Below are 25,229 nucleotides of genomic sequence, written 5' to 3' on the forward strand. Positions count from 1 at the left end.
CCGCCGCGCTGCGCGAGGAGTCCCGCCGCGAGCGGGAGGCCGCCTCCGAGGGGCTGCGCCGCGAGCAGGAGGAGACCGCCGAACAGCTGGCCGCCGCCCGCGCCGCGCGGGAGGCCGCCGAGCGCGAGGCCGCCGAGCTGACCATCCGCACCGCGAGCGAGACGGCCGCCGTGCGCGACGCCGCCGAGGCCGAGGCCCGGGAGCTGCGCACCGAGGCCGCGGAGGCGCTCGACGCCGCCCGTGAGCAGGCCCGCACGCTGGCCGCCGAGGCCGCCGAGGAGCTGGAGAAGGCCCGCACCGAGGCCGAGGAGACGCTCCGCAAGGCCCGGGCCCATGCCGAGTCGCTCACCGCCGCGGCCGAGGAGGAGGCCGCCGGGATCCGCAATTCGGTCGCCGGTCTGCACGAGGCCGCTTCCCGGCAGATCGCCGAGCTGCGGGCCACCGCCGAGCGCGAGAGCAGGGAGCTGCGCGAGACGGCCGAGCGGGAGACCGCCGAGCTGCGCGAGCGGATCTCCGCCGAGCTGGCCGCCGACCGGGAGGCCGCCGCCGCCGACATCGAGCAGCAGCGTGCCGAGGCGGTCGCCTTCGACACCGCGCTGCGCGAGGAGGCCCAGAACGAGCGGGCCGCCGCCGACGCGTTCGCCGAGCAGCGACGCGCCGAGGCCGAGGCCGAGGCCCGCCGCACGCTGGCCGACGCCGAGGAGCGGGCCACCGCCGCGGTCGCCGAGGCCGAGGAGTTCTCCGCCGCGCTGCGCGCCGAGGCCGAGGAGTACGCGCTGGCCACCCGGCAGCTGGCGGACGACTACGACGCGTCCACGCGCAGCCGGGCCGACGCGTACGACATCGAGCTGCGCGAGGCCGCCGAGCTGTTCGACCGGTCCACCCGGGAGCAGGCCACCTCGGTGCTGGAGAAGGCGTTCGCGGACGCCGAGCAGCTCGGCGAGGAGGCGCAGACCTCGGCGCTGGCGACCACCGCGGCCGCCGAGGAGCAGGCGGACGCGATGGTGGCCGCCGCCCGCAAGGAGGCCGAGCGACTGGTGGCGGCCGGCGAGGCGGCCGGCCAGGCCGAGGTCGAGAAGGGCCGGTCGGACGCGGACGCGCTGCTGTCCGAGGCCCGCCGGGACTCGACCGCGATCCGTGATCGCGCCGAGGAGCTGCGCGAGCGCACCGACGCCGAGATCGAGGCGCTGCACGAGCGGGCCCGCAAGGAGAACGCGCAGGCCATGAAGTCGGCCGGCGAGCGGGTCGACGCGCTGGTCACGGCCGCGCAGGAGCAGCTCACCGAGGCCGAGGACCAGGCCGTCGCGACGGTCGCCGAGGCCGAGGAGCGGGCCGCGAAGCTGGTCGCCGCCGCCGAGGAGCGGGCCTCCGAGCTGACGTCGGAGGCCTCCGCCGAGGCGAGCAAGGTCCGGATCGCGGCCGTCCGCAAGGCCGAGGGCCTGCTGAAGGGCGCCGAGCAGAAGCTCGCCGACTCCACCGACCGCGCCGAGAAGCTGATCGAGAAGGCCGAGGCCAAGCTCACCAGTGCCGAGGAGGAGGCCGCGGGCAAGATCGAGGCCGCCGCCGAGGAGGCCGAGAAGCGGCTGCAGAAGGCGGACGAGTCCGCGTCCGAGCAGCTGCGGCTGGCCGAGGAGGAGGCCGAGCGGGTGCTCGCCGAGGCCCGGGCCGAGGCCAAGCGGATCACCGACGAGGGCAAGCGCGAACTCGACGAGCTGGTGCGGCGCCGCAAGGACATCAACACCGAGATCTCCAGGGTGCAGGACGTGCTGTCCGCTCTGGAGGCGTTCGAGGCGCCGTCGCCGGTGCAGCAGGCCAACGGGGGAAGCAAGAAGGACGGGGCGCCCCGGGCCGGGGCCGGCGTGGGCGCCCAGCGGTCGGGAGGCAATCGCCCCGGGAGCCCGCCACCCGATTGAGCGGACATTGTCCGTGACTCATCGGCATTTTGCCGATGACACTCCGATAACGTGTCAGGATTCCCTCAACCACCTCAGCGGTCTGACGACAGGAAGCCCTAATCCCCATGAGCGACAGTCACTCCCCCCACGGCTTCGACCTGGTGCGCCGTGGGTACGAGCGCGCCCAGGTCGACGAGCGGATCACCAAGCTGGTGGCCGACCGGGACAGCGCGCTGGCCCGCATCGGTGCGCTGGAGAAGCGCATCGAGGAGCTGCACCTGGAGACGCAGACGGCCCAGGCCGCGGTGACCGAGGCGGAGCCGTCCTACGCCGGCCTCGGTGCCCGGGTGGAGAAGATCCTCCGCCTCGCCGAGGAGGAGGCGAAGGACCTGCGCGACGAGGCGCACCGCGCCGCCGAGCAGCACCGCGAGCTGGCCGAGGCCGCCGCGCAGCAGGTCCGCACCGAGGCGGAGAACTACGCCAAGGACCGCAAGGCGAAGGCCGAGGACGAGGGCCTGCGGATCGTCGACAAGGCCAAGAGCGACGCGGCGCAGCTGCGGGCCGAGGCCAACAAGGACGCGCAGAACAAGCGCGAGGAGGCGGACGCCCTCTTCGAGGAGACCCGCACCAAGGCCGCGCAGGCCGCGCTGGAGTTCGAGACCAACCTCGCCAAGCGCCGCGAGCAGTCCGAGCGCGACCTGGCGGCCCGCCAGGCGAAGGCGGAGAAGCGCCTCGCGGAGATCGAGCACCGCGCCGAGCAGCTCCGCCTGGAGGCGGAGAAGCTGCGCACCGACGCCGAGCGCCGTGCCCGCCAGACGGTGGAGACCGCGCAGCGCCAGGCCGAGGACATCGTGGCCGACGCCAACGCCAAGGCCGACCGGGTCCGCAGCGAGTCCGAGCGCGAGCTGGCGGCGCTCACCAACCGCCGCGACTCGATCAACGCGCAGCTGACCAACGTCCGCGAGATGCTGGCGACGCTGACCGGTGCGGCGGTGGCCGCGGCCGGTTCGCCGTCCGACGACGGTCTGGGCGTGCCGGTGCAGCAGTCGCGCTGACGACCGTGCCGTGACAGCGGCTCCCGCCTCCGGGCGGGGGCCGCTTCGCCGTTCACCGGATGGTCGACGCTCCGTCAGTCCGAATCCGCGTGCCGTCCGCCGTCCGCGCGGGAGGCTGATCGGCCATGCGACTCACCCGTACCGCCGTGCTCGCGGCGGCCGCCCTGGCCCTGATCGCCCGGACCGCCGTCTCGGCGACCGCCTCCGCCGCGGACCTGCCCGCGCCGCACCACGACGGCGCCTGGACGTACCGCTCCCCCGCGCCGATCGGCGGCGCTCTCGCCCTCGGCGGCTTCAGCGACCTCGTCCCCGCCGACTCCTCGGGCCGGGAGTTCTGGACGGTCACCGACCGCGGGCCGAACGCCGACGCCCCGTCGGACACCGACAAGATCTTCCTGAAGCCCGACTACACCCCGCAGATCCTGCGCATCCGGCTCACCCGCGGCGGCGGCATCGAGGTCGTCCGCCGCATTCCGCTGCGGGTGCCGCACGGCCGGACCGACCCGGTCACCGGGACGCGCTTCCTGACCGGTCTGCCGCCCGCGGCGCTGACCGCGGAGCGGCCGGTCGACCTGGCGGGCAGGGTGCTGCCGAACGACCCGTACGGGCTCGACAGCGAGGGACTGGTCCGGCTGCCGGACGGCTCGTTCTGGATCAGCAGCGAGTACGGTTCCAGCCTGCTGCACTTCTCCGCAGCCGGTGTGCTGGACACCGTGCTGGTGCCGGCCGGTTCGACGTACTCGGCGCCCGGTGTGCGGGTGCTGCCGGTCCTGCCGGCCGTCGAGGCCAAGCAGAAGAACAACAAGGGCCTGGAGGGCCTGACCGTCTCCGCGGACGGCCGCACGCTGTACGCGGCGCAGCAGACCCAGCTGTCCAACCCGGACTCGAAGGCGGCGAAGAAGTCGCTGGTGCAGCGGGTGTTCCGGATCGACGTGTCGCGCACACCGCGGCTGACCGGCGAGTTCACCTTCGCGCGGGAGGCGGACAGCGCCACCGACGGCGGCTGGGCGACCTCGGCGATCGACTGGCTGGGCCCGGACCGGCTGCTGGTGGAGGAGCGGGACGCGCTGCGGCCGACGGTGCACACCCGGCTGTTCGAGGTGGACTTCCGGTCGGCGACCGACCTGCACGGCACCCGCTGGGACGACCCGGCGACCGTGCCGGCGCTGGAGCTGGACCCGTCGGCGGTGGTGCCGGGCAGCAAGCGGCTGGTCTTCGACGCGGCGTCGGCCGGCCTCGCCAACGGCAAGATCGAGGGTGTCGCGCTGCTGCCGGCGCAGCGGGGCGCGGTCGAGCTGTTCCTGGTCGGGGACAACGACTTCGGCGTGGACTCGGTGAAGGACGGCGCGGTGGTGCCGAACAACGCGGTCAGCCGGGTCGACCGGTACACCCTGCCGGCCGGCACGCTCTCGCTGTCGCGGCGGTGAGCCGCGGGCCGGGGCGGGTGCGCTGAGCCCGCCCCGCCCCGCCCCGGCCCGGTGGGCGGACTCAGCCGCGGACGCGGCGCAGCAGGTCGCGGACGGCGGCGTTGAAGGTCTCCGGGGCCTCCAGCGAGCTGAGGTGGCCGACCGAGGGGATGACGGTGAGTTCGGCGTCCGGCAGGGCGTCGGCCATCAGGCGGGCCTCGGCGAGCGGGGTGACGGCGTCCGCCTCGCCGACGATGACCGCGGCCGGGACGCGGACGCCGCGCAGCACCTCCAGGGAGTCGCCGCGGGCGGCCATGGCGCGCTGGGCCCAGGCGACGGCGCGCGGCGGGGCCTCGGCGATCATCGCGCGGACGTGGGCGGTCAGCGCGGGGTCGGTGGCGGGGCCGAGCAGGCCGTCCTCGATCTTCTCGTCGGCGAGGATCTGGACGCTGTCGCGGGCCTCGACGGCACGGGCGATCCGCTCGCGGTTGGCGCGGGCCCGGTCCGCGTCGGGGGTGGCCTTGGTGTCGGCGAGGAGCAGTCCGGCGAGCCGGTCGCCGTGGCGGCGGGCGAAGGCCATGGCGACGTAGCCGCCCATGGACAGGCCGCCGACGACGGCCCGCTCCAGGCCGGCCGTGTCCAGCAGCCGGGCGACGTCGTCGGCGACGGCGTCCAGCGAGGGCTCGTCCCGGCCGAGCGGGGCGCCGCCGAAGCCGCGCTGGTCGGGGACGATCACCCGGGCGGCCTCGCCGGCGGGGCCGGGCAGCCGCTCCAGCTGGCAGGCCCACATCCGGGCGGAGAGCGGGAAGGCGTGCAGCAGGACGATCGGGGTCCCGGTGCCGTTCTCGTGCGCGGCCGGCGCGCTGGGGAGGCTCATGCAGCCACCGTATTGCGGCTCGCCGAGGGGACGCAGCCACCGCAACCGTATGTCCCTTTTGTCATAGCCTGACGAGGACTGAGGGAGCGGACATGATCGAGTTGCACGGGCTGACGAAACGCTACGGCGACACGCTGGCCGTGGACGGGCTGAGCTTTGCGGTCCCGCGCGGCGTGGTGACCGGCTTCCTGGGCCCGAACGGCGCGGGGAAGTCCACCACGATGCGGATGATCCTCGACCTGGACCGACCGACGGCCGGGCGGGTCACCCTGGACGGCCGCCGGTACGGACAGCTCGCCGAACCGCTCCGCTACATCGGCGCGCTGCTGGAGGCGAAGGCCGTCCACCCGGGCCGTACCGCCCGCGACCACCTGCTGTGGATGGCGCAGAGCAACCGGATCCCCACCCACCGGGTCGACGAGGTGCTCGAACTGGTCGGCCTGAGCGCGGTCGCCCGCAAGCGGTCCCGCGGCTTCTCGCTCGGCATGAGCCAGCGCCTGGGCATCGCCTCGGCCCTGCTCGGCAACCCGGAGATCCTGATGTTCGACGAGCCGGTGAACGGGCTCGACCCGGAGGGCATCGTCTGGATCCGCACCCTGATGAAGGGCCTGGCCGCGGAGGGCCGGACGGTGTTCGTCTCCTCGCACCTGATGAGCGAGATGGCGCTGACCGCCGACCACCTGGTGGTGATCGGCCGCGGCCGGCTGCTCGCCGACCTGCCGATGGCCGACTTCATCAAGCAGAACTCGCGCTCGGCCGTGCGGGTGCGCACCCCGCAGCCCGAACTGCTGCTGGACGTCCTGCACCGGGCGGGCCTGCACGCCGATCCCGGCCCTGACGGCTGCTACGAAGTCCCGGACGGCGACCTGGCCTTCCTCGGCGAACTCGCCGCGGACCACCGGATCACCCTGCACGAGCTGAGCCCGCAACAGGCCTCCCTGGAGGAGGCGTTCATGCAGATGACCTCGGAGTCGGTCGAGTACCACGCCGGCTCGGCGCGCCCGGTCGGCCCGGCCGGGGCCGCGGTGGACGGCTCCCCCGCCGCACCGTCCGCACCGCCCGCGCCGGCCTGGGGCTCCGACTGGCAGGCCCGCGGCAAGCAGAAGGAGAACTGAGATGGCCGCGTTCCCCGCGATCCTGCAGTCCGAGTGGACGAAGCTGCGCACCGTCCGCTCCACGGTCTGGACGCTCGGGCTCGCCTTCGTCGTCACGCTCGGCCTCGGCGCGCTGATCTGCACGCTGGCCAACAACAACTTCGCCGACTTCGCGCCGAAGAACGCCCCGTTCGACGCGACCGGCACCGCGTTCGCGGGGATCATCCTGGGCGAGATCGCCATGGTGGTCTTCGGGGTCCTGGCGGTCGGCAACGAGTACAGCAGCGGCATGATCCGGGTGTCGCTGGCGGCCGTGCCGCAGCGGGCCACCCTGCTGATCGGCAAGGCCGTGGTGATCGCGCTGGCGGCCTTCGCGGTGTCACTGGCCACCGTCTTCATCACCTTCTTCACCGGCCAGGCCCTGCTCGGCGGCCACAGCACGGAGATCACCGAGCCGCACGTGCTGCGCGCGGTGTTCGGCGCCGCCGGCTACCTGACGATGATCTGCCTCTTCTCGGCCGGGGTCACCGCGATGCTGCACAACCAGACGCTAGCCCTGGGCGTGCTGGTGCCGTTCTTCTTCCTGTTGTCGCCGATCCTCGGCGCGGTGCCGAAGGTGAAGACGGTCGCCCACTACTTCCCCGACTACGCGGGCCAGCGGATGCTGCTGGTCTACCAGGAGCACAACCAGCCGTTCGGCCCCGGCGCGGGCTTCCTCATCTGCCTCACCTGGACCCTGGCCGCCCTCGCCGGCGGCGTCCTGGTCCTGCGCACCCGCGACGCCTGACCCGCGATCACCTCAGCGGCGCGCAAGGGCCACCCCGGGGGCACCGCAGGGCCACTCCGGGGCGCGTGGGAGGCACCTGTGCGCCTTGGCGACGTGCTCTAGTAGCGCGGGGCTCCACGCCCCCGCTGGATGCCCGCGCCACGGCGCTCCCTGGCGCCCCAGCAGGCGCGGTGCCAGTGCCGGCGGTCCTCCACCCCGGGACCGTGGTCCGGCCAGGCGACGACGTGGCCGACGCCGGGCGGGATCTCCTGGTCGCAGCCGGGGCAGCGGTAGTGGCGGCCCTGCGAGCCGGCGACGGTCTGCACGACCCAGTCCTCGCCGCGGTAGCTCTCGACGCGGCGCAGCGAGCCGCCGAGCGGGGCCGCCGGGGCGTCCTCGCGGGGGGCGGAGCTCTTCTCACGATTGCGACGCGGCGACACGCCGAACCACCTCTCGGACCGGGCACGGGAACCCCTCCAGGGTACGGGCCGCCGCACCGCCCTCCGGGCCCCTATCACGACATCCGCGCGATCTCCGGTGTTTTGGGTGAGATCCACCCGTTCTCCTGGGAAATTGGTGAAACGGCGTGCCTTTGGCACATGACATCGGCTACTCACGTGGTGAGACAGCGGGGTTCGCAGTCCCTGCGCACCCCCGAGGAGGCACCCGATGACCAAGACCAGCCAGCGGCCCGACACCGACCAGCAGCCCGGCCCCGGGGGTGGGCCGGCTCCGGCGACGGCCCTGCTGCCCCGTCCCGCGGCCACCGACCGGATCGCGGTCGGCGCGTTCCTGCTCTCCGCGCAGTTCCCCGGGCAGGGCCACGGCGAGGCGCTGGCCCGCACGGTGGACGCGGCCGTCGCCGCGGAACGGGCCGGCCTGGACGCGGTCTGGCTGGCGGAGCACCACTTCGTGCCGTACGGCGTCTGTCCGGACGCCGCGACGCTGGCCGGGCTGCTGCTGGGGCGGACGCGGCGGATCGGCGTCGGCACCGCGGTCAGCGTGCTGTCCACGGCGCACCCGGTGGCGCTCGGCGAGCGGGCTGCGCTGCTGCACCTGGTCTCCGGCGGCCGGTTCACGCTCGGGGTGGGCCGCGGCGGTCCGTGGATCGACCTCGACGTCTTCGGCGCCGGTGTGGACGCCTACGAGTCGGGCTTCCCGGAGCGTCTGGACCTGCTGCTGCGCTGGCTGCACGGCACCCGGGTCGGGGCGGACGGGCCGCAGTTCTCGTTCCCGGAGGTGGCGGTGGTGCCGCGGGCCTCCGAGCCGCTCCGCCCGGCCGGGCTCGCGGACTGGCTCGGCCTCGCCGGACCCGAGGCGGAGGCGGACCTGCTACGGCACTTCCCCCGGCAGCGCCAGGAGGCGGGCGGGCGCCCTCGGTCCGGGCCGCCGGTGGTGATGGCCTGCACCTCGCCCACCGGGGTGCGCACGGCCGCCGAGAGAGGCCTGCCGATGCTGCTCGGCATGCACTCGGGCGACGAGGACAAGCAGCAGATGCTGGCCGCCTACCGGGAGGCCTGGCGGGCCTGCGGGCGCGGCGAGGAGCAGCTCGTGCGGGTCGAGCGGGAGCACGTCGCGGCGGGCGTGGTGCAGGTGGCCGACCGGACGGCGGTGGCCCGGGCGGACCTGTTGCGGTCGATGCCGGGCTGGTTCGAGTACGGGCTCGGCGCGCACCGCACGGTCGACGGGCGGGAACGCCGGATGCGCGACCCGCGCGCGTACACCGAGCTGCTGTGCGACCTGCACGCGGTGGGTACGCCGCGGCAGTGCGCGGACCGGCTGCTGGCGACCGCCGAGTGCACCGGGATCCGCCGTTTCGCGCTGCTCGCCGAGGGCTCCGGCGACCGTGAGGCGACCTTGCACAACATCGAGCGGCTCGGCTCGGAAGTCCTCCCCGAACTGGGCTGACGGCGGGTTCCCGGACAGCCGACGGGGCCGGCCGGTGCGGTCCCGGCCGGCCCCGTCGGCCGGTGTCAGCAGTCGCGCAGCTCGGGCGACTGGTTGAGCAGCTGGGCCCGGACGGACGTGAAGCGCGCGTGCCGCTCCTCGTTCGCCTCGGACGGGGTGAAGACCGCCACCCGGTGGCAGTTCTGGAACGCCAACCGCACGCCGAAGTGCCGCTGGAGGGCGCCCCGGATCGCGTCGCTGGCCATCGCGCGCAGCAGCTGGCCGCGGGCCTGCTCGCTGGGCGGCGGGACGTGGTTGTCGGCGAAGTCGGTGCCGTCGACCTTCGTCTGGGCGACCAGCGAGCTGATCAGCTCCCAGGCGTACGGGAGGGAGGTACGGACGCAGTCGACGAACTCCCTCTCGTCGACCTCGCCTCTCTCGGCCTTCTCGAGCAGGGCCGGTGAGACGTCGAGCGACATTGGGTTCTCCTCTCGCGGTCCACCGCGGCGCGGCCCGCCGGGGTGGTCTTGCGGTTGGTGCGGTCGTGCTCGGTGGTGCGGTCCTGCTCGGTCCGTGCACGCGAACCGGCCGCCACCGCCGCCGACCTGACGATCGGTCGGAGTGACGATGGATCAGTCCGCGCCCGGGGAGCCCGGCGCGGGCGCCGCGGGAGCGGTGGTGACGGTGGGCGGGTGGCATCCGGGCGCACCACCGCCGCGCGGGCGTGCGCCGGCGCGGCAGCGTGCGGTCGCGCAGGACGACGGACGCTCACACCAGGGTGACAGGCGATTGCTCAGTGCGACGAGCTAATGCGTCGAATACCATCGGAATCGGTGCCGCAGCGGCCAGATTGGCCGGATCGTGTCGCAGCGTTCATCGCGAGTCTCCGTCCCCGTGGGTCGGCTCCCGCCGGGCGGAGGCCGCGTGCACGGCGTGTGACCGTGCGGACACCATGGTTCGCCGGATGCGCGAATTCTTCACCCCGTCCTCGCGGAATCGCATCAACTGGCCCCGGTGGGCTAGCGTGGTCGACCGTGCGTCTCGTAATTGCCCGCTGCTCCGTCGACTATGCCGGACGGCTCTCCGCCCACCTCCCGTCCGCCACCCGCCTCATCCTGGTGAAGGCCGACGGGAGCGTCAGCATCCACGCCGACGACCGCGCCTACAAGCCGCTGAACTGGATGTCGCCGCCCTGCACCCTCAAGGAGGCCGACGGCACCTGGACGGTGGTCAACAAGGCCGGCGAAAAGCTGATCATCACGCTGGAGGACGTCCTCCACGACTCCTCGCACGACCTGGGCGTCGACCCCGGTCTGGTGAAGGACGGCGTCGAGGCGCACCTGCAGGAGCTGCTCGCCGACCGCATGGAGGTCCTCGGCGCCGGCTGGTCGCTGATCCGCCGCGAGTACCCGACCGCGATCGGCCCGGTGGACATCCTCTGCCGCGACGCGGACGGCGCCACGGTGGCCGTGGAGATCAAGCGCCGCGGCGAGATCGACGGCGTCGAGCAGCTCACCCGCTACCTCGAACTCCTCAACCGGGACCCGCTGCTGGCCCCGGTGAAGGGCGTCTTCGCCGCCCAGGAGATCAAGCCGCAGGCCCGTGTCCTCGCCACCGACCGCGGCATCGGCTGCGTCGTGCTCGACTACGACGAGCTGCGCGGCATCGACGACGACAAGCTGAAGCTGTTCTAGGCCGCCGCCCTCCCCGTCCCGGGAGGGCTTCCCCCTGGCGGGCGTCCCCGTGCTACGGCGTCGAGGGACTGCCCGAGGGGTCGGCGGTCGGCGACGGGCTGGCGCTGCTGGTCGGCGACGCACTGGTCGGCGGCGGCGACGTGGTCGTGCTGGTGCCCGTCGTCGGGGTCTTGCTGGTCTGGCCCGGGGCGGGCGCGGTGGTCCTGGTCGCGGTGGGCTTGCGGGTGCCGGTGGTGCTCGCCGAGGCGGACGCCGACTCGGAGGCCGAGGCCGAGACCGACGCCGAGGGGCTCTCGGACGGGCTGTCGCTCGGCGCGGCCGTCGGGGAGCCGGAGGCGGTGGCGGGCAGGTCGTCGCCGAGGGAGCTGTCGTCCACCGAGGTGCCGGGCGAGGTGCGGCCGGTGCCCGCGGAGTCCTCGCCGCCCGCGTTGAGCCCGATCGCGGTGCCCAGCACGCCCAGCGCGACCACGGCAGCCGCCGCGGCGATCGCGGCCCGCTTGGCGTCCGACCCCTTCTTCGCCGCGGCGAGCCGCCAAGGGGCCTTGGCGATGGCCCTGATGACGGGTCGTCGGCCGACGCTCGGCAGTTCCTCGCCGGCGGGCAGCTGGCGGGCCTCCGACTTCAGCAGGTCCAGCATCCGCCGTCCGGCGGCCCCGGAGCTCGGGTCTCCGAACGCGGCCCGCAGCGCGACCGCGGACTCCAGTTCGGCGAGCGCCCGCTGGTCCGAGTGCACGCACAGCGCGAGCACGCCGAGCTCGTGGTGGAACCAGGCCTCCTCGGCGGTGGCGCGCAGCACCCGGGCGGCCTCCAGGCCGAGCTTGAGGACGCGCTCCCAGGCCCCCCAGCGCAGCGACAGGGCCAGTGCGGGGGCGGCCGCACGGGCGAGCCGCAGCACGGCCTCCGGGCGGTCGGCGGCCCGGTCGGCGAGCAGGGCGCCGACGAGGACCTCCGCCTCGGCGGAGATCTGCTCGGTGGTGACCGAGCCGTGCCCGACCCACCAGGAGAAGTGCTCGGCGGCGCCGTAGGCGACCGTGCCGGGGTCGAAGCGGCCGGCGAGGAGCTCGGGGACGCCGGTGGTGAGCCTGTGGTGGCCGCCGACGGACACCGCGAGGCCGGCGTCGACGAGTTCGCGCAGGGCACTCTCGCCGAGTCCGACGTCGATCAGGGCCGGCAGGTGCGGGGCGGTCGGGCACTCGCCGCCGAAGGCCAGCGCCAGCCGCAGTACGGCCTGAGCGGATTCGCTGAGCCCCTCGGCGAGCCGGACGGCGGGCGCCGCGCTCTCCGCGACGGTCGGCAGCGGGACGGTACGCCGCAGCTCGCCCTCCAGGACGGCCGGGTCGTCCGGGTCGGCGATCTCCTTGACCAGGCCGAAGACGTTGTGGCGGTCCTCCTGCGCGGCGACCAGGGTGTCCACCGAGACGTCGCGCTGGCGGAGCAGGGCGGCGGCCTGGACGAAGCGCAGCGGCAGGCCCTCGGACTCGAACCAGAGGTCGACCGCCCAGGCACGTTCGGTCTCGTCGAGCTGACGGCCCGCCAGGCGGCCGGCCAGCGTCAGACAGGCGGACTTGGCGAGGCCTGCGACGGGGTGGTCCTCCATCCGCAGGCCGGGCGTGAGCAGCGGGCTGCCGGGCGGCACGGTGGCGATGAAGGCGCAGTCGGGGGCGGCGTCGAGGAGTTCGCCGAGCTCCTCGTCGTCGACGTCCAGGTCGTCGATCGCGACGACGGCGCCGACCTGGGAGAGCAGGGACGCCAGGGCGCGGCGGTCGGGCCGGTAGCCGGGGGCGTGGTGGGTCGCGGCGAACAGGTCCTGCAGCAGGTCGGCGCCGGTGCGGTGGTGACCGCTGAGCCGGACGACGCCGTCCGGGGCGATCCCGGCCGCGGCGTCGGCGACGGCGGCGAGCAGGGTGCTGCGGCCCGAGCCGGCCTGGCCGACGAGACGGATGGAGCGGCCCTCGGAGAGTGCCGCGACGAGCCGGGCGATGTCGTCCTCGCGGTCGAGCAGCGGCAGGTCGGCGGCGGCGCTGCCCATGGCGAGCGGGCCGACGGCGGGGCTGGGACCGAGCTCGGGCCGGTCCTGGCGGCGGTCGCGGACGCGGCGCGGCTCCGGGCGCCAGCCGTCCGGGCAGGGGCGGGCCTCAGAGCCGTCCGGGCCTCCGACGGCCAGCAGCAGGTCTCCGGAGACGACCTCGCCGGTGCGGGGGCGAGCGCCTTCCTGCCCGAAGTCACCGGTCGGCTGTCCCACGTTCGTGCTCCGCCCCATGGTCGGCCGCCGGGCTCGTGCCGGACGGCGTCGGACGGCCGCTCACCGGGTCGAGTCCCGCGCGGCCGTGCTTGTGAGCGCAGACTTTTCCACACTCGACGCGTGCAGCACAGACCGGTACCCCCAAGTAACGTTTCGGGTGGTCGCGCAAGGGGGCGCCGGGGCCGTCAGGACCGGGCGACGGGGCCGGCGGGACGGGCCCGCGGGGTCAGGCGGTCGGCAGGATCAGCGGCCCGGCGGGGAGGCTCCCGAGGGCGGGCATCGAGGTGCCGTAGGCGTCGGGGACGGTGCCCTCGACGGCGAGGATGCGGTGCAGCCGGGTCGCGACGAGCAGCCGCTGCAGCTGGGCGGGGACGTGCCGCAGGACGAGGCGGCGGCCGATGCGGCCGGCCCGCCGGTGGGTGCCCATGATGACGCCGAGGCCGGTGGCGTCCCAGAACTCCAGTCGGCCGAGGTCGAGCACCAGGTCGCCCTGGCCGCCGTCGACGGCGGCGTGCAGGACGGCACGGGCGTCGGCGGCGCTGCGCACATCGAGCCGGCCCTCGATGGCCAGACCGCTGTGGTCGCCGGTGATGCGCACGCTCTCCTCCTCCGCTCGCCGTTCGGGTGTCCCGGGGCCCGGGCCGGCCGGGCGTACGTGGACGCCGCGCACCGGGGGCCGCGCCGGTATCCCCCTCGTCTGACGGTCAACCAACTCCGCAGGTTTCTCCCCTTCGGCGGAGTGCGTGGCAACTTCACCCGTCCGAGGGAATATACGCAGGAACTCCCCATACCTACGCTCGATTACCGCCCAAATCACCCGTCTGCGGCAGCATCGTGAGCAAACTCACCCGCGCGGGTGCGCCGTTGTGAGGGCCGGGTCACACGGGGGGTGTCGCCGCCCCGTTCCGGCGACCCGGCCCCGGCGTTCAGTCCTCGTAGGGGTAGAAACCGCGGCCGCTCTTGCGCCCGAGATCGCCGGCGGTGACCATGCGGGCCATCACCTCCGGGGCGGCGAACTTCTCGTCCTGGGTCTCGGCGTAGATGTTGCGGGCCGCGTTCACCAGGATGTCGACGCCGGTGAGGTCGGCGGTCTGCAGCGGGCCCATCGGGTGGCCGAAGCCGAGCCGGCAGGCGGTGTCGATGTCCTCGGCGGTGGCCACCCCGGACTCGTACAGCCGGGCGGCCTCGACGACCAGGGCGGTGATCAGGCGGGTGGTGATGAAGCCGGCGACGTCGCGGTTGACCACCACGACCTCCTTGCCGACGCCCTCGGCGTAGGCGCGGGCGGCGGCCAGCGTCCCGTCACTCGTCTTGTATCCGCGGACCAGCTCGACCAGGCGCATCAGCGGCACCGGCGAGAAGAAGTGGACGCCGACGACGCTCTCCGGACGGGAGGTAGCGGCGGCGATCCGGGTGATCGGGATGGCCGAGGTGTTGGTGGCGAGGACGGCACCGTCCTTGGCGATCTTGTCGAGCTCGCGGAACACGCCCTCCTTGACGTCCAGCCGCTCGAAGACCGCCTCGACGACGATGTCGGCCTCGCCGGCCGCACCCAGGTCGGTGGTGGTGGTGATCCGGCCGAGCGCCGCCTCCGCCTCCTCGGCGGTCATCCGGCCCTTGCCCACGAACTTCTCGTACGAGGCCCGGATGCCGTCGAGGCCTCGCTGCAGGGCGGCCTCGGTGACGTCCCGCAGCACCACCGGGTGTCCGGCCTGCGCCGAGACCTGGGCGATGCCGGCGCCCATCAGGCCCGCGCCGATCACGGCGATCCGCTGGGTGGATGCGTTGCTCATGGCAGGGTCTCCCGAGTCCTGGTGGGCGCCCGTCGCCGGCGGTGGCCGGGGGACGCTGGGCCGGGCGCGGTCAGGGCGGGGGCCTCCCCCGGAGCCGCGCCGCTCACGGCCCGTGACTCTAATGCCCCCGGCCGCCGAACGGTGAGAATGTGGAGTGTGATCTGTACCCGACGGCTGAAGGGTTTGGCGCGATGACCGCGGTGCACCCGCTGCTGGCCCTCCTGATCGGCCTGGGGTTGACCGGGGTGCTGGTGCTGCTGCTGCGCTGGACGTACGGGCGCGGGCGCTCCCTGGTGGCCCGCCGGCCGCACGCCGGGAACCCGGACGAGTACGGGCTGCTGGTCAGCGTCGCCGCGCCGGCCGACCCGGACGAGGCCCTGCGGATGTCGGCGCTGCTCACCGCCGAGGGGGTGCGGCACACCCTGGTGGAGACCAGCGCGGGCCCGCGGCTCATGGTGTGGCCGGACGACTCCGCGAAGGCCCGGCAGGCGCTCGACCGCCGCTGACGGCCCGTCACCGCGCCGCCGGGCCGCCCCCGGGCCCGGCCGCCCGCCCCGGCCCGTCGACGGGCAGGATGCCCAGCTCCTGGGCCAGCACGGCGGCCTGCACCCGGCTGCGCAGCGCGAGCTTCCCGAGGATCCGGCTGACGTGCGTCTTGGTGGTGCCCTCGGCCGTGCCGAGCCAGTCGGCGATCTGGGCGTTGGACAGCCCGGCGCCCAGGCAGGCCAGCACCTCCCGTTCTCGGCCGGTCAGCTCGGCGACCGCGGCCCGGGCCTCCGCGGTGTCCCGGCCGGCGGGCCGCGCGAAGGCCGAGATCAGCCGACGGGTCACCGAGGGCGCCAGCATGCCGTCGCCGCGGGCGACGGTACGGATGCCCTCGATCAGCCCCTCCGCGTCGACGTCCTTGAGCAGGAAGCCGGCGGCGCCCGCCCGCAGCGCGCCGTAGACGTAGTCGTCGAGGTCGAAGGTGGTCAGCACCAGCACCCGCGCGGCATCCGCCGCGACGACCTGCCGGGTGGCCTCCACACCGTCCAGCCGGGGCATCTGAATGTCCATCAGCACCACGTCGGGGCGCAGCTCCAGCGCCATCCGGACGGCCGCCTCGCCGTCCGCGGCCTCGCCGACCACCTCGATGTCCGGCTCGGCCCGCAGGATCATCACCAGTGCGGCCCGCACCGCCGCCTGGTCCTCCGCGACCAGCACCCTGACGGTCATCCGTCCGCCCCCCTCGTCTCGCGCGGGAGCACCGCCCGCACCCGCCAGCGGCCGTGCCGCGGCCCCGCCTCGAAGTCCCCGCCCAGCAGCTCGGCGCGCTCCCCCATCCCGACCAGCCCCGCCCCTGCGCCGTGCAGCGCTCGGCCGGCGACGTCCTCACGGTACGGACTGTCGACGGCGATCACCACGTCCGCGGCCCGGTAGTCCACCTTCAGCCGGACGGTGCCGGGGGCGGCGTGCTTGACCGCGTTGGTCAGCGACTCCTGGACGATCCGGTAGGCGGCCAGCTCCAGTGGGGCGGGCAGCTCGCCCGGCTCGCCGGAGGCCGCCGCCTCGAAGGCGAGGCCGGCGCCCTGCCCGACCGCCCTGGCCCGGTCCAGCAGCGCGTCCAGGGCGGCGAGCCGCGGTGCGGCGTACGACTCCTCGCCGCTCTCGCCCACCGTGAGCGGACCCGCCGGGGCGCCCCGCCGCAGCAGGCCGATCATGCGGCGCATCTCGGCCAGCCCCTGGACGCCGTTCTCCCGGATGACCGCCAGCGCGGCGACCACCGGGTCGTCCGCCGGACGGTCCTGGCGGCGGGCGACGGACTGCGCCCCGGTGGCGTGGATGGCGATCGCCGACAGGTGGTTGGCGATCACGTCGTGCAGCTCGCGGGCCATCCGGGCGCGCTCGGCGGAGACCGCGGCCCGGCGGTCCATCTCGGCGAGCAGCGCGGTCTGCTCGGCGCGCAGCCGCTCCGCCTCGGCGCGGTCCTGGTGCCGGCGGAGCAGGTCGGCCGTCCACACCGGGGCGAGGAAGATCAGCCCGCAGAAGCCGGCCACCAGCAGGGCGTCGGGCACGTGGGCGTACAGCGCGGTCAGCCCGGACAGCACCAGGGTGGTGGCGCCGCCGGTCAGGTGCAGCACCTTCGCCATCCGCGGCGGGCCGTAGAGCACCGCCGCGTACAGCAGGTCGGTGTACATCACCAGGGTGGCGAGCAGCGAGCCGCCGAAGATGCCGGCCGCGAGGACGAGGCCGCCGAGCGAGACCGTCCAGATCGGCCGGGTGCGCCGGAACAGCTCCAGCGCGGCCATCGCGAACAGCGGCAGCGCCGCCGCCCAGCGCGGCACGCTGTCGCTGCGGTCGTAGGCGCCGAACGCGATCAGCACCAGGCCGCCGCACAGGCCGGCCAGGGCGATGAGCGCGTCGTGCCGGCGCGGGGTGAGGGTCACGGCACCATCCCACCATCCGCCGCGGGCACCGGTGCCGACCTGGGGGAGGAACCCGCCGTACATCGAAGGTCGCACCGGGGGTCACCCTCGGCGACGACGCGCGGGCGCCGGGTGCGCGACAGGCTGGACGGCATGGTGTCCCTGATCGTCGCCGGTGAGATCGGCTTCTGGGTGGTGCTGGCCGTCGCGCTCGCGGTCCGGTACGGGCTGCGGCTGCGCCGGACGGGCGCCGTCCTGCTGATGCTGCTGCCGGTGGTGGACCTGGCGATCCTCGCGGCGACCGTCGCCGACCTGCGCGGCGGCGAGGTCGCCGACTGGACGCACGGGCTGGCCGCGAGCTACGTCGGTTTCTCGGTCGCCTACGGCCACTCCCTGGTGCGGTGGGCGGACGGCCGCGCCGCCCACCTGCTCGCCGGCGCACCTCGCCCGGCCGGGCCGCCGAAGTACGGCTCGGCGAGGGCCGCCCACGAGTGGCGGATGTTCGCCCGCACCCTGGTGGCCGCCGTCCTGACCGTCGTCCTGATAGCCGCCGTCCAGTGGCTGGTCGGCGACGCCGATCGCACCGACGGCCTGGACTCCTGGTACCCGCGGATGGCCCTGGTCGTCGGCATCAACCTGGCGATCGCCACCAGCTACACCGTCTTCCCCAAGCGCGAGCCCGGCACCGCACCGGACCGCCGCTCCTGAAAGGCCCGGGCCGGTGTCCCTACCGGTTCTCGCCCGGCACCCACAGGACGTCGCCGATCTCCTTGTTGGCCGTGCGGGCCAGGATGAAGAGCAGGTCCGACAGCCGGTTGAGGTACTTGGCGGTGAGCGGGTTGACGGTGTCGCCGTGCACCTCGATCGCCGTCCAGGTCGACCGCTCGGCCCGCCGCACCACCGTGCAGGCCAGGTGCAGGTGGGCCGCCCCCGCGGTGCCGCCGGGCAGGATGAAGCTGCGGAGCTTCTCCAGCCCGGCCAGGTAGTGGTCGCAGTCGGTCTCCAGCCGGTCGATGTACCCCTGTTCGACCCGCAGCGGCGGGTACTCGGGGTTCTCCACGACCGGGGTGGCGAGGTCGGCGCCGACGTCGAAGAGGTCGTTCTGGATCCGCGTCAGCACCGCGGACACGTCGGCCGGCAGCCCGCCGACCGCCAGGGCCACGCCGATCGCGGCATTGGCCTCGTTGGTGTCGGCGTACGCGATCAGCCGCGGGTCGGTCTTGGTGGTGCGGCTCATGTCGCCGAGGGCGGTCGTGCCGTCGTCGCCGGTGCGGGTGTAGATGCGCGTCAGGTTCACCATGGCCGCAGCCTAGCGCCGACGCGGGGCGCCTGTTAGGCGGTGTTAACCAGCCCACACGCCACCGGGTCAGGCGACGTTGACCCTCTGCCCGGGCGGGGCCGCCTCGAGCCAGGCGAGGAAGCCGGTGAGGGCGTCCTCGCTCATCGCGAGCTCCAGCGGGGCGCCGTCGTGCAGACATCGCAGCACCACCGAGCCGGAGAGCAGGGCCAGTTCCTCCTGGCCCTCCGGATAGCGCCGGCCGAGGACCTCGATCTCGGTGCGCGGCAGGACGCGTCGCGGCCGCGGGGCGTAGGAGAAGACGCGGAACCACTCGATGGAGTCGCCGCTGTACCGCCCGATACCGAAAACCCACCCCTTGCCGTCGGTCGGGTGGACCGGGGCCGGGGTGGGTTGGCCGTTCTCGTCGAGGTCGGGCTGCGTCGAGGCGTCGGCGGGCATTTTGAGCCGGAGACTGCAGTCGAACGTGCCGCCTACTCGCTGGATGACGCGGCGGCGTACCGCGAACGCCATCAGTCCGACCACGGCGGCGGCGACGATCGCCGCGCACACCACAAGGGCGAGGACCATGCTCACCGACCTCCTCGCTCCTGCGTTCCCCGTGACGGCCGTGTCACCGGCCGCCCTGTCCTACCAACTGATACGACAGTCCCGGGGTCACGCTTCCGCGTCCCCGGGACCGTCGGTCGACCCCGCTCTCAGGGTCGGGTGCTCAGGCGTGGGCCTTGAGACCGCGCGCCGCCACCAGGCGGACCTCCGCACGGCGCTCGGCGTGCGCGTCGAGCTCCGACTGCGCGTTCTCCAGCGCGCGCTGGGCACGGGCGATGTCGATCTCGTCCGCCAGCTCGGCCACCTCGGCGAGGATGGAGAGCTTGTTGTCGGCGAAGGAGATGAAACCGCCGTGCACCGCGGCGAGGACCGTCCCGCCGTCGGTGGTGCGGATGGTGACCGGACCGCTCTCCAGCACGCTCAGCACCGGGGTGTGACCGGGCATGATGCCGGTGTCACCGGAGGCCGTACGGGCGACAACGATGGTGGCCGCACCGGACCACACCTTGCGGTCGGCTGCGACCAGCTCGACGTGCAGCTCAGCCAACGTGGGCTCCTAGGCTCTTGAAACCGTCGATTACTCGATGGTTTCGGTAAGAATAACGGGCCCGCACCCCTGTCATGAAACCAGGGACACGGAGATGACCGGGATCACAGCCGCTGTGCGCCGTGAGGGGTGGCCCCCGGGAGACGGGGACCACCCCTCACAGTCACTCGGCCATCACGTCGGCCTGATTACTTCTTCGCCAGCTCGGCAGCGTTCTTCTCGAGGTCCTCGATGCCACCGCACATGAAGAAGGCCTGCTCCGGGACGGAGTCGTACTTGCCGTCCGCGATCGCGTTGAAGGCCTCGATGGTCTCCGACAGCGGCACGGTCGAGCCGTCGACGCCGGTGAACTGCTTCGCCACGTAGGTGTTCTGCGAGAGGAAGCGCTCGATGCGGCGGGCGCGGTGGACGGTGATCTTGTCCTCCTCGCTCAGCTCGTCGATGCCGAGGATCGCGATGATGTCCTGGAGGTCCTTGTACTTCTGGAGGATCCCCTTGACGCGCACCGCGGTGTCGTAGTGGTCCTGCGCGATGTAGCGCGGGTCCAGGATGCGGGACGTGGAGTCCAGCGGGTCGACGGCCGGGTAGATGCCCTTCTCCGAGATCGGGCGCGACAGAACGGTGGTCGCGTCCAGGTGGGCGAAGGTGGTGGCCGGCGCCGGGTCGGTCAGGTCGTCCGCGGGGACGTAGATCGCCTGCATCGAGGTGATCGAGTGACCGCGGGTCGAGGTGATGCGCTCCTGCAGGAGGCCCATCTCGTCGGCCAGGTTCGGCTGGTAGCCCACCGCGGAGGGCATGCGGCCGAGCAGGGTCGACACCTCGGAACCGGCCTGGGTGAACCGGAAGATGTTGTCGATGAAGAGGAGCACGTCCTGCTTCTCGACGTCGCGGAAGTACTCCGCCATGGTCAGCGCGGAGAGCGCGACCCGCAGACGGGTGCCCGGCGGCTCGTCCATCTGACCGAAGACCAGCGCGGTCTTGTCCAGAACGCCCGAGTCCACCATCTCGTGGATGAGGTCGTTGCCCTCACGGGTGCGCTCGCCGACACCGGCGAACACCGACACACCACCGAAGTTCTCGGCGACGCGGTAGATCATCTCCTGGATCAGAACGGTCTTGCCGACACCGGCACCACCGAACAGACCGATCTTGCCACCCTGGACGTACGGGGTGAGGAGGTCGATGACCTTGATGCCGGTCTCGAACATCTCGGTCTTCGACTCGAGCTCGGAGAAGTTCGGGGCCTTGCGGTGGATCGGCCAGCGGGTCGTGACCTCGGCCTCGAACTCCGCCTTGTCGACGTTCAGCACCTCACCGAGGGCGTTGAACACCTTGCCCTTGGTGATCTGGCCGACGGGGACGGAGATCGCCGCACCGGTGTCGGACACCTGGGCGCCACGGACGAGGCCGTCGGTCGGCTGCATCGAGATGCCGCGGACCAGGCCGTCGCCGAGGTGCTGCGCAACCTCGAGGGTCAGGGTCTTCTTGCCCGTGCCGTCGGGGTTGTCCACCTCGACGTGCAGGGCGTTGAACATGTCCGGAATCGCGTCGACGGGGAACTCCACGTCGACGACCGGGCCGATGACCCGGGCGACCCGGCCCGTGGCCAGTCCGGCGCCCGTCGGCTCAACAGTGGTGGTCATACTCATTCGCTCCCGCGGCTGGCGTCAGCGAGCGCGTTGGCGCCACCGACGATCTCGCTGATTTCCTGGGTGATCTCGGCCTGACGGGCCGAGTTGGCAAGCCGCGTGAGCGACTTGATGAGCTCTCCCGCGTTGTCGGTCGCGCTCTTCATCGCGCGCCGACGGGCGGCGTGCTCCGAAGCGGCCGACTGCAGCAGCGCATTGTAGATCCGGCTCTCGACGTACCGCGGCAGCAGCGCGTCGAGGACGCCCTCCGCCGACGGCTCGAAGTCGTACAGCGGGAAGATCTCGTTCTTCGCCTTGGACTCGTCACTGAGCTCGACCTCGTCCAGCTTCAGCGGCAGCAGGCGCGCGTCGACCGCGGTCTGCGTCAGCATCGACTCGAACTTCGTCGAGACCAGGTGGATCTCGTCCACGCCGCCGGTCTCCGCGGTGAACGCCTCGATGAGGTCGCCCGCCACGGTCTTGGCGTCGCCGTAGGTCGGCTTGTCGGAGAAGCCCGTCCACGACCCCGCGACCTGCAGGTTGCGGAAGTTGTAGTACGAGACGCCCTTGCGACCGACGATGTAGGTCACCACGTCCTTGCCCTCGTCGCGGAGCTTCGCGGCGAGCGCGACGGCCTGCTTGATGGCGTTGGTCGAGTAGCCGCCGGCCAGGCCGCGGTCCGCCGTGATCAGCAGGACGGCGGCCTTGGTGGCCTGCGGGTTCTCGGTGGTGAGCGGGTGCTTGGCGTTGGACCGGGTGGCCACCGCCGTCACCGCCCGGGTGAGCTCATCGGCGTACGGAGTGGAGGCGGCCACCGCGCGCTGCGCCTTGACGATGCGCGACGCGGAGATCATCTCCATCGCCTTGGTGATCTTCTTCGTCGCGGTGACAGAGCGGATCCGGCGCTTGTAGACCCGAAGCTGTGCTCCCATTGGGTCGTTACGTCCTTTCCCTCGTTACCGGACTCAGGCCTGCTCGGACAGGAGCTTGCCGTCAGCCGTGGTGTAGCCCTGCTTGAAGCCCTCGATCGCGCTGGTCAGCGCGTCGATGGTGCCGTCCTCGAGCTTCTGGGTCTCGACGATGCCGGCGAGGATGCCCTTGTGCTCGAGGCGCAGGTGGTCCAGGAACTCGCGCTCGAAGCGGCGGATCTCGGCGACCGGGACGTCGTCCAGCTTGCCGGTGGTGCCGGCCCAGATGGAGACGACCTGCTCCTCGACCGGGAACGGCTGGTACTGGCCCTGCTTCAGCAGCTCGACCATGCGCGCACCGCGCTCCAGCTGGGCCTTGGATGCCGGGTCCAGGTCGGAGCCGAAGGCGGCGAACGCCTCCAGCTCGCGGTACTGGGCCAGGTCCAGGCGCAGGCGGCCGGCGACCGACTTCATGGCCTTGATCTGGGCGGAGCCACCGACGCGGGAGACCGAGATGCCGACGTTCACGGCCGGGCGGATGCCGGCGTTGAACAGGTCGGACTCCAGGAAGCACTGGCCGTCGGTGATGGAGATGACGTTGGTCGGGATGTACGCCGAGACGTCGTTGGCCTTGGTCTCGATGATCGGCAGACCGGTCATCGAGCCGGCGCCCAGCTCGTCGGAGAGCTTCGCGCAGCGCTCCAGCAGGCGGGAGTGCAGGTAGAAGACGTCACCCGGGTAGGCCTCGCGGCCCGGCGGGCGGCGCAGCAGCAGGGAGACGGAGCGGTAGGCCTCGGCCTGCTTCGACAGGTCGTCGAAGATGATCAGGACGTGCTTGCCGTCGTACATCCACTCCTGGCCGATGGCGGAGCCGGTGTACGGGGCGAGGTACTTGAAGCCGGCCGGGTCGGAGGCGGGAGCGGCCACGATGGTGGTGTACTCCAGCGCGCCGGCCTCCTCCAGGGCGCCGCGGACGGACGCGATGGTGGAGCCCTTCTGGCCGACGGCGACGTAGATGCAGCGGACCTGCTTCTTCGGGTCGCCCGAGCGCCAGTTGTCGCGCTGGTTGATGATCGTGTCGATCGCGACCGCGGTCTTGCCGGTCTGGCGGTCGCCGATGATCAGCTGGCGCTGGCCGCGGCCGATCGGGGTCATCGCGTCGATGGCCTTGATGCCGGTCTGCATCGGCTCGTGGACCGACTTGCGGACCATGACGCCGGGGGCCTGCAGCTCCAGGGCGCGGCGGCCGGTGGAGGCGATCTCGCCCAGGCCGTCGATCGGGTTGCCCAGCGGGTCCACGACACGGCCGAGGTAGCCCTCGCCGACCGGGACGGAGAGGACCTCGCCGGTGCGCTGCACCGTCTGGCCCTCCTCGATGCCCGAGAACTCACCGAGGATGACGACACCGATCTCGCGGGTGTCGAGGTTCAGCGCGAGGCCGAGGGTGCCGTCCTCGAACTTCAGCAGCTCGTTGGCCATGACCGAGGGGAGACCCTCGACCTTGGCGATACCGTCCATGGCCTCGGTGACCGTGCCGACCTCTTCACGCGAGGCGGCGTCCGGCTGGTACGACTGGACAAAGTCGGCCAGCGCGTCCCGGATCTCCTCCGGACGGATCGTAAGCTCCGCCATCAGGCTTCCCTGCTCTCCTAGTTTGCGATCCTCGGCCCGCCATTGAGGGCCGCAAGTGCTCGACTCTCGGCCGGGTCGGGGTGAACCGGCCGTACGTTTTGCCGGTTCACTCGGTGTGAACCGACGCCCGACCGAGGGTCGGATGATGCTCTTCTTCGGTCAGCCTTCGAGGCCCTGGCGAGCGCCTTCGAGGCGGCTCACCACCGTGCCGTCGATGACCTCGTCGCCGATCTGCACCTTCACGCCGCCGACGACCTCGGGGTCGACGTCGATGTTCAGGTGGACCTGCTTGCCGTACAGGCCGGCCAGGGCGGCAGCGAGCCGCTCCTTCTGCCGGTCCGACAGCGGCACGGCGCTGGTGACCAGGGCCACCACGCGGCCGCGACGGGCGGCAGCGAGCTTGGAGTAGGACTCGAGGCCCTGTTCCAGGCTACGGCCACGCGGGGCGGTGACCAGGGAGACGACCAGGCGGACGGTGCCCGCGTGGGCGCGGCCGCCGAGCAGCTTCTTGACCAGGGCCGCCTTGGCGGCAGCGTCGGCCTTGGGCTCGGTCAGCGCGGCGCGCAGCTCGTGCGATCCCGCGACGATCCGGCCGAACCGGAACAGCTCGTCCTCGACGTCGTCCAGGGCACCGGCCTTGTCGGCGGCGATGACCTCGGCGTACGCGGAGAGCTCCTCCACCGCGTCGACCAGGTCGCGCGCACCGGACCAGCGGGACCGGACGAGGCCGGAGACCAGGTCGACCGTCTCACCGGAGACCTGGCCCGACAGCAGCGTGCCGACGAACCGGGCCTTGTCCTGGCCCGACCGCGAGGGGTCGGTCAGCACGCGGCGCAGCGAGACCTCGCGGTCCAGCAGGGCCGTGACGGCGGTGAGCTCCTCGGCGAGCTCGGCCGCGTCCACCGAGGTGTTGTCGGTCAGGCTCTCGAGGTTCTCCCGGCCGGCGGCCAGGGCCTCGCGGCTGGCGCCGATCACTTGGCACCCGCCGAGGCCGCGGCCTTGGCCTCGAGCTCGTCGAGGAAGCGGTCGATCACACCGCTCTGCCGGGCGTGGTCCTCCAGGGACTCACCCACGATGCGGGACGCCAGCTGGGAGGCCAGCGAGCCCACGTCCTGGCGCAGGGCGGCAGTCGCCTGCTTCTTGTCGGCCTCGATCTGGGCGTGGCCGGCGGCGACGATGGCCTCGCGCTGACGCTGGCCCTCCTCGCGCATCTCGGCGACCAGGGCAGCGCCCTGCTCACGGGCGTGCTCGGTGATCCGAGCGGCCTCGTGACGCGCCTCGGCGAGCTCGGCGCGGTACTGCTCCAGCAGGGCCTGGGCCTCGGCCTGAGCAGTCTCCGCACGCTCCATGCCGCCCTCGATGGCGTCACGGCGCTCCTGCAGCACCTTCTCGATGCTGGGGAGGAGCTTCTTGCCGAGGATGCCGAAGACGATGAAGAAGCAGAGCAGGCCGATGATGACCTCGGGCCACGCGGGGAGAAGAGGGTTCATCTTCTCCTCCGCCGCGAGGATGACCTCGGGGTTCATATCTGAACCTTTCGTCTAAACGGGCTAC

General features: G+C 73.1%; 24 protein-coding genes and 1 pseudogene. 9 read left to right on the top strand and 16 right to left on the bottom strand.

Going from position 1 to position 25,229, the window contains the following annotated elements; all coding sequences use genetic code 11:
• From KSNIM_RS14420 to KSNIM_RS14430, 3 genes and pseudogenes are all read left to right on the top strand, one after another.
• Positions 1 to 1,913, top strand: a pseudogene (locus tag KSNIM_RS14420) (hypothetical protein); the annotation flags it as partial.
• Positions 1,914 to 2,020: 107 nt separating this feature from the next.
• The gene (locus KSNIM_RS14425) at positions 2,021 to 2,950 is read left to right on the top strand and encodes a cellulose-binding protein (protein WP_263103618.1); all 930 of its coding nucleotides are present in this window, start codon (positions 2,021 to 2,023) and stop codon (positions 2,948 to 2,950) included.
• Positions 2,951 to 3,075: 125 nt separating this feature from the next.
• Positions 3,076 to 4,377: an esterase-like activity of phytase family protein gene (locus KSNIM_RS14430; RefSeq protein ID WP_263103619.1), complete on the top strand. Its 1,302-nt coding sequence runs from the start codon at positions 3,076 to 3,078 to the stop codon at positions 4,375 to 4,377.
• 61 nt (positions 4,378 to 4,438) lie between these two features.
• Here KSNIM_RS14430 and KSNIM_RS14435 read toward each other — a convergent pair whose 3' ends face one another.
• Entirely contained in the window at positions 4,439 to 5,233 is a 795-nt protein-coding gene (locus KSNIM_RS14435) for an alpha/beta fold hydrolase (RefSeq protein WP_263103620.1), read from the bottom strand.
• A 92-nt stretch (positions 5,234 to 5,325) separates the two neighbouring features.
• On the opposite strand from KSNIM_RS14435, the gene KSNIM_RS14440 reads away from it, so the two are divergent.
• Both KSNIM_RS14440 and KSNIM_RS14445 read left to right on the top strand, forming a co-directional pair.
• On the top strand, positions 5,326 to 6,348 hold the full coding sequence (locus KSNIM_RS14440) for an ABC transporter ATP-binding protein (protein ID WP_263103621.1): 1,023 nt from the start codon (positions 5,326 to 5,328) through the stop codon (positions 6,346 to 6,348).
• Between the two features lies 1 nt (position 6,349).
• Positions 6,350 to 7,114, top strand: a complete 765-nt coding sequence (locus tag KSNIM_RS14445) for an ABC transporter permease (RefSeq protein ID WP_263103622.1) — start codon at positions 6,350 to 6,352, stop codon at positions 7,112 to 7,114.
• Between the two features lie 98 nt (positions 7,115 to 7,212).
• On the opposite strand, the gene KSNIM_RS14450 is transcribed toward KSNIM_RS14445, so the two are convergent.
• On the bottom strand, positions 7,213 to 7,533 hold the full coding sequence (locus KSNIM_RS14450) for an ATP/GTP-binding protein (protein ID WP_263103623.1): 321 nt from the start codon (positions 7,531 to 7,533) through the stop codon (positions 7,213 to 7,215).
• Positions 7,534 to 7,867: 334 nt separating this feature from the next.
• Here KSNIM_RS14450 and KSNIM_RS14455 point away from each other — a divergent pair, with 334 nt between their 5' ends.
• Complete coding sequence (locus KSNIM_RS14455) at positions 7,868 to 9,001, top strand: LLM class flavin-dependent oxidoreductase (protein WP_263107957.1); 1,134 nt, start codon at positions 7,868 to 7,870, stop codon at positions 8,999 to 9,001.
• Positions 9,002 to 9,066: 65 nt separating this feature from the next.
• On the opposite strand, the gene KSNIM_RS14460 is transcribed toward KSNIM_RS14455, so the two are convergent.
• Entirely contained in the window at positions 9,067 to 9,459 is a 393-nt protein-coding gene (locus KSNIM_RS14460; protein ID WP_263103624.1) for an SCO5389 family protein, read from the bottom strand.
• Between the two features lie 555 nt (positions 9,460 to 10,014).
• Here KSNIM_RS14460 and nucS point away from each other — a divergent pair.
• Positions 10,015 to 10,674: an endonuclease NucS gene (gene nucS / locus KSNIM_RS14465; RefSeq protein ID WP_263103625.1), complete on the top strand. Its 660-nt coding sequence runs from the start codon at positions 10,015 to 10,017 to the stop codon at positions 10,672 to 10,674.
• A 52-nt stretch (positions 10,675 to 10,726) separates the two neighbouring features.
• Here the strand turns inward: nucS and KSNIM_RS14470 are convergent, their stop codons facing one another.
• The 3 genes from KSNIM_RS14470 to KSNIM_RS14480 form a co-directional block, all read right to left on the bottom strand.
• Positions 10,727 to 12,916 carry an ATP-binding protein gene (locus tag KSNIM_RS14470; RefSeq protein WP_263103626.1) on the bottom strand — a complete coding sequence of 730 codons (2,190 nt, stop codon included), beginning with the start codon at positions 12,914 to 12,916 and terminating at the stop codon, positions 10,727 to 10,729.
• A 226-nt stretch (positions 12,917 to 13,142) separates the two neighbouring features.
• Positions 13,143 to 13,514: an STAS domain-containing protein gene (locus tag KSNIM_RS14475; protein ID WP_263103627.1), complete on the bottom strand. Its 372-nt coding sequence runs from the start codon at positions 13,512 to 13,514 to the stop codon at positions 13,143 to 13,145.
• A 328-nt stretch (positions 13,515 to 13,842) separates the two neighbouring features.
• Complete coding sequence (locus tag KSNIM_RS14480) at positions 13,843 to 14,709, bottom strand: 3-hydroxyacyl-CoA dehydrogenase family protein (RefSeq protein WP_263103628.1); 867 nt, start codon at positions 14,707 to 14,709, stop codon at positions 13,843 to 13,845.
• A gap of 191 nt (positions 14,710 to 14,900) precedes the next feature.
• On the opposite strand from KSNIM_RS14480, the gene KSNIM_RS14485 reads away from it, so the two are divergent.
• Complete coding sequence (locus KSNIM_RS14485; protein WP_263103629.1) at positions 14,901 to 15,215, top strand: hypothetical protein; 315 nt, start codon at positions 14,901 to 14,903, stop codon at positions 15,213 to 15,215.
• Positions 15,216 to 15,222: 7 nt separating this feature from the next.
• On the opposite strand, the gene KSNIM_RS14490 is transcribed toward KSNIM_RS14485, so the two are convergent.
• Positions 15,223 to 15,924, bottom strand: coding sequence for a response regulator (locus KSNIM_RS14490; protein WP_263103630.1), 702 nt, complete (start codon positions 15,922 to 15,924; stop codon positions 15,223 to 15,225).
• Positions 15,921 to 17,135, bottom strand: coding sequence for a sensor histidine kinase (locus KSNIM_RS14495; protein WP_263103631.1), 1,215 nt, complete (start codon positions 17,133 to 17,135; stop codon positions 15,921 to 15,923). Before KSNIM_RS14495 ends, KSNIM_RS14490 begins: the two co-directional genes overlap by 4 nt.
• Positions 17,136 to 17,267: 132 nt before the next feature.
• Between KSNIM_RS14495 and KSNIM_RS14500 the strand changes: the two genes are divergently transcribed.
• Positions 17,268 to 17,822 (top strand): hypothetical protein, encoded by a 555-nt coding sequence (locus KSNIM_RS14500; RefSeq protein ID WP_263103632.1) that lies wholly within the window; start codon positions 17,268 to 17,270, stop codon positions 17,820 to 17,822.
• 19 nt (positions 17,823 to 17,841) lie between these two features.
• On the opposite strand, the gene KSNIM_RS14505 is transcribed toward KSNIM_RS14500, so the two are convergent.
• The 8 genes from KSNIM_RS14505 to KSNIM_RS14540 form a co-directional block, all read right to left on the bottom strand.
• Positions 17,842 to 18,414, bottom strand: coding sequence for a cob(I)yrinic acid a,c-diamide adenosyltransferase (locus KSNIM_RS14505; RefSeq protein ID WP_263103633.1), 573 nt, complete (start codon positions 18,412 to 18,414; stop codon positions 17,842 to 17,844).
• A 66-nt stretch (positions 18,415 to 18,480) separates the two neighbouring features.
• Positions 18,481 to 18,981, bottom strand: a complete 501-nt coding sequence (locus KSNIM_RS14510; RefSeq protein WP_263103634.1) for a DUF2550 domain-containing protein — start codon at positions 18,979 to 18,981, stop codon at positions 18,481 to 18,483.
• Between the two features lie 142 nt (positions 18,982 to 19,123).
• Positions 19,124 to 19,507, bottom strand: a complete 384-nt coding sequence (locus KSNIM_RS14515; RefSeq protein ID WP_263103635.1) for a F0F1 ATP synthase subunit epsilon — start codon at positions 19,505 to 19,507, stop codon at positions 19,124 to 19,126.
• Positions 19,508 to 19,695: 188 nt separating this feature from the next.
• Entirely contained in the window at positions 19,696 to 21,150 is a 1,455-nt protein-coding gene (atpD, locus tag KSNIM_RS14520) for a F0F1 ATP synthase subunit beta (RefSeq protein ID WP_263103636.1), read from the bottom strand.
• Between the two features lie 2 nt (positions 21,151 to 21,152).
• Complete coding sequence (locus tag KSNIM_RS14525; protein WP_263103637.1) at positions 21,153 to 22,067, bottom strand: F0F1 ATP synthase subunit gamma; 915 nt, start codon at positions 22,065 to 22,067, stop codon at positions 21,153 to 21,155.
• A gap of 33 nt (positions 22,068 to 22,100) precedes the next feature.
• Positions 22,101 to 23,675 carry a F0F1 ATP synthase subunit alpha gene (gene atpA, locus KSNIM_RS14530; protein ID WP_263103638.1) on the bottom strand — a complete coding sequence of 525 codons (1,575 nt, stop codon included), beginning with the start codon at positions 23,673 to 23,675 and terminating at the stop codon, positions 22,101 to 22,103.
• A 159-nt stretch (positions 23,676 to 23,834) separates the two neighbouring features.
• Positions 23,835 to 24,650: a F0F1 ATP synthase subunit delta gene (locus KSNIM_RS14535; protein WP_263103639.1), complete on the bottom strand. Its 816-nt coding sequence runs from the start codon at positions 24,648 to 24,650 to the stop codon at positions 23,835 to 23,837.
• Positions 24,647 to 25,201: a F0F1 ATP synthase subunit B gene (locus tag KSNIM_RS14540; protein WP_263103640.1), complete on the bottom strand. Its 555-nt coding sequence runs from the start codon at positions 25,199 to 25,201 to the stop codon at positions 24,647 to 24,649. Before KSNIM_RS14540 ends, KSNIM_RS14535 begins: the two co-directional genes overlap by 4 nt.
• Positions 25,202 to 25,229: the final 28 nt, after the last annotated feature.

Source organism: Kitasatospora sp. DSM 101779 (assembly GCF_025655475.1).
In the GTDB taxonomy this organism is placed as follows: Bacteria; Actinomycetota; Actinomycetes; order Streptomycetales; family Streptomycetaceae; genus Kitasatospora.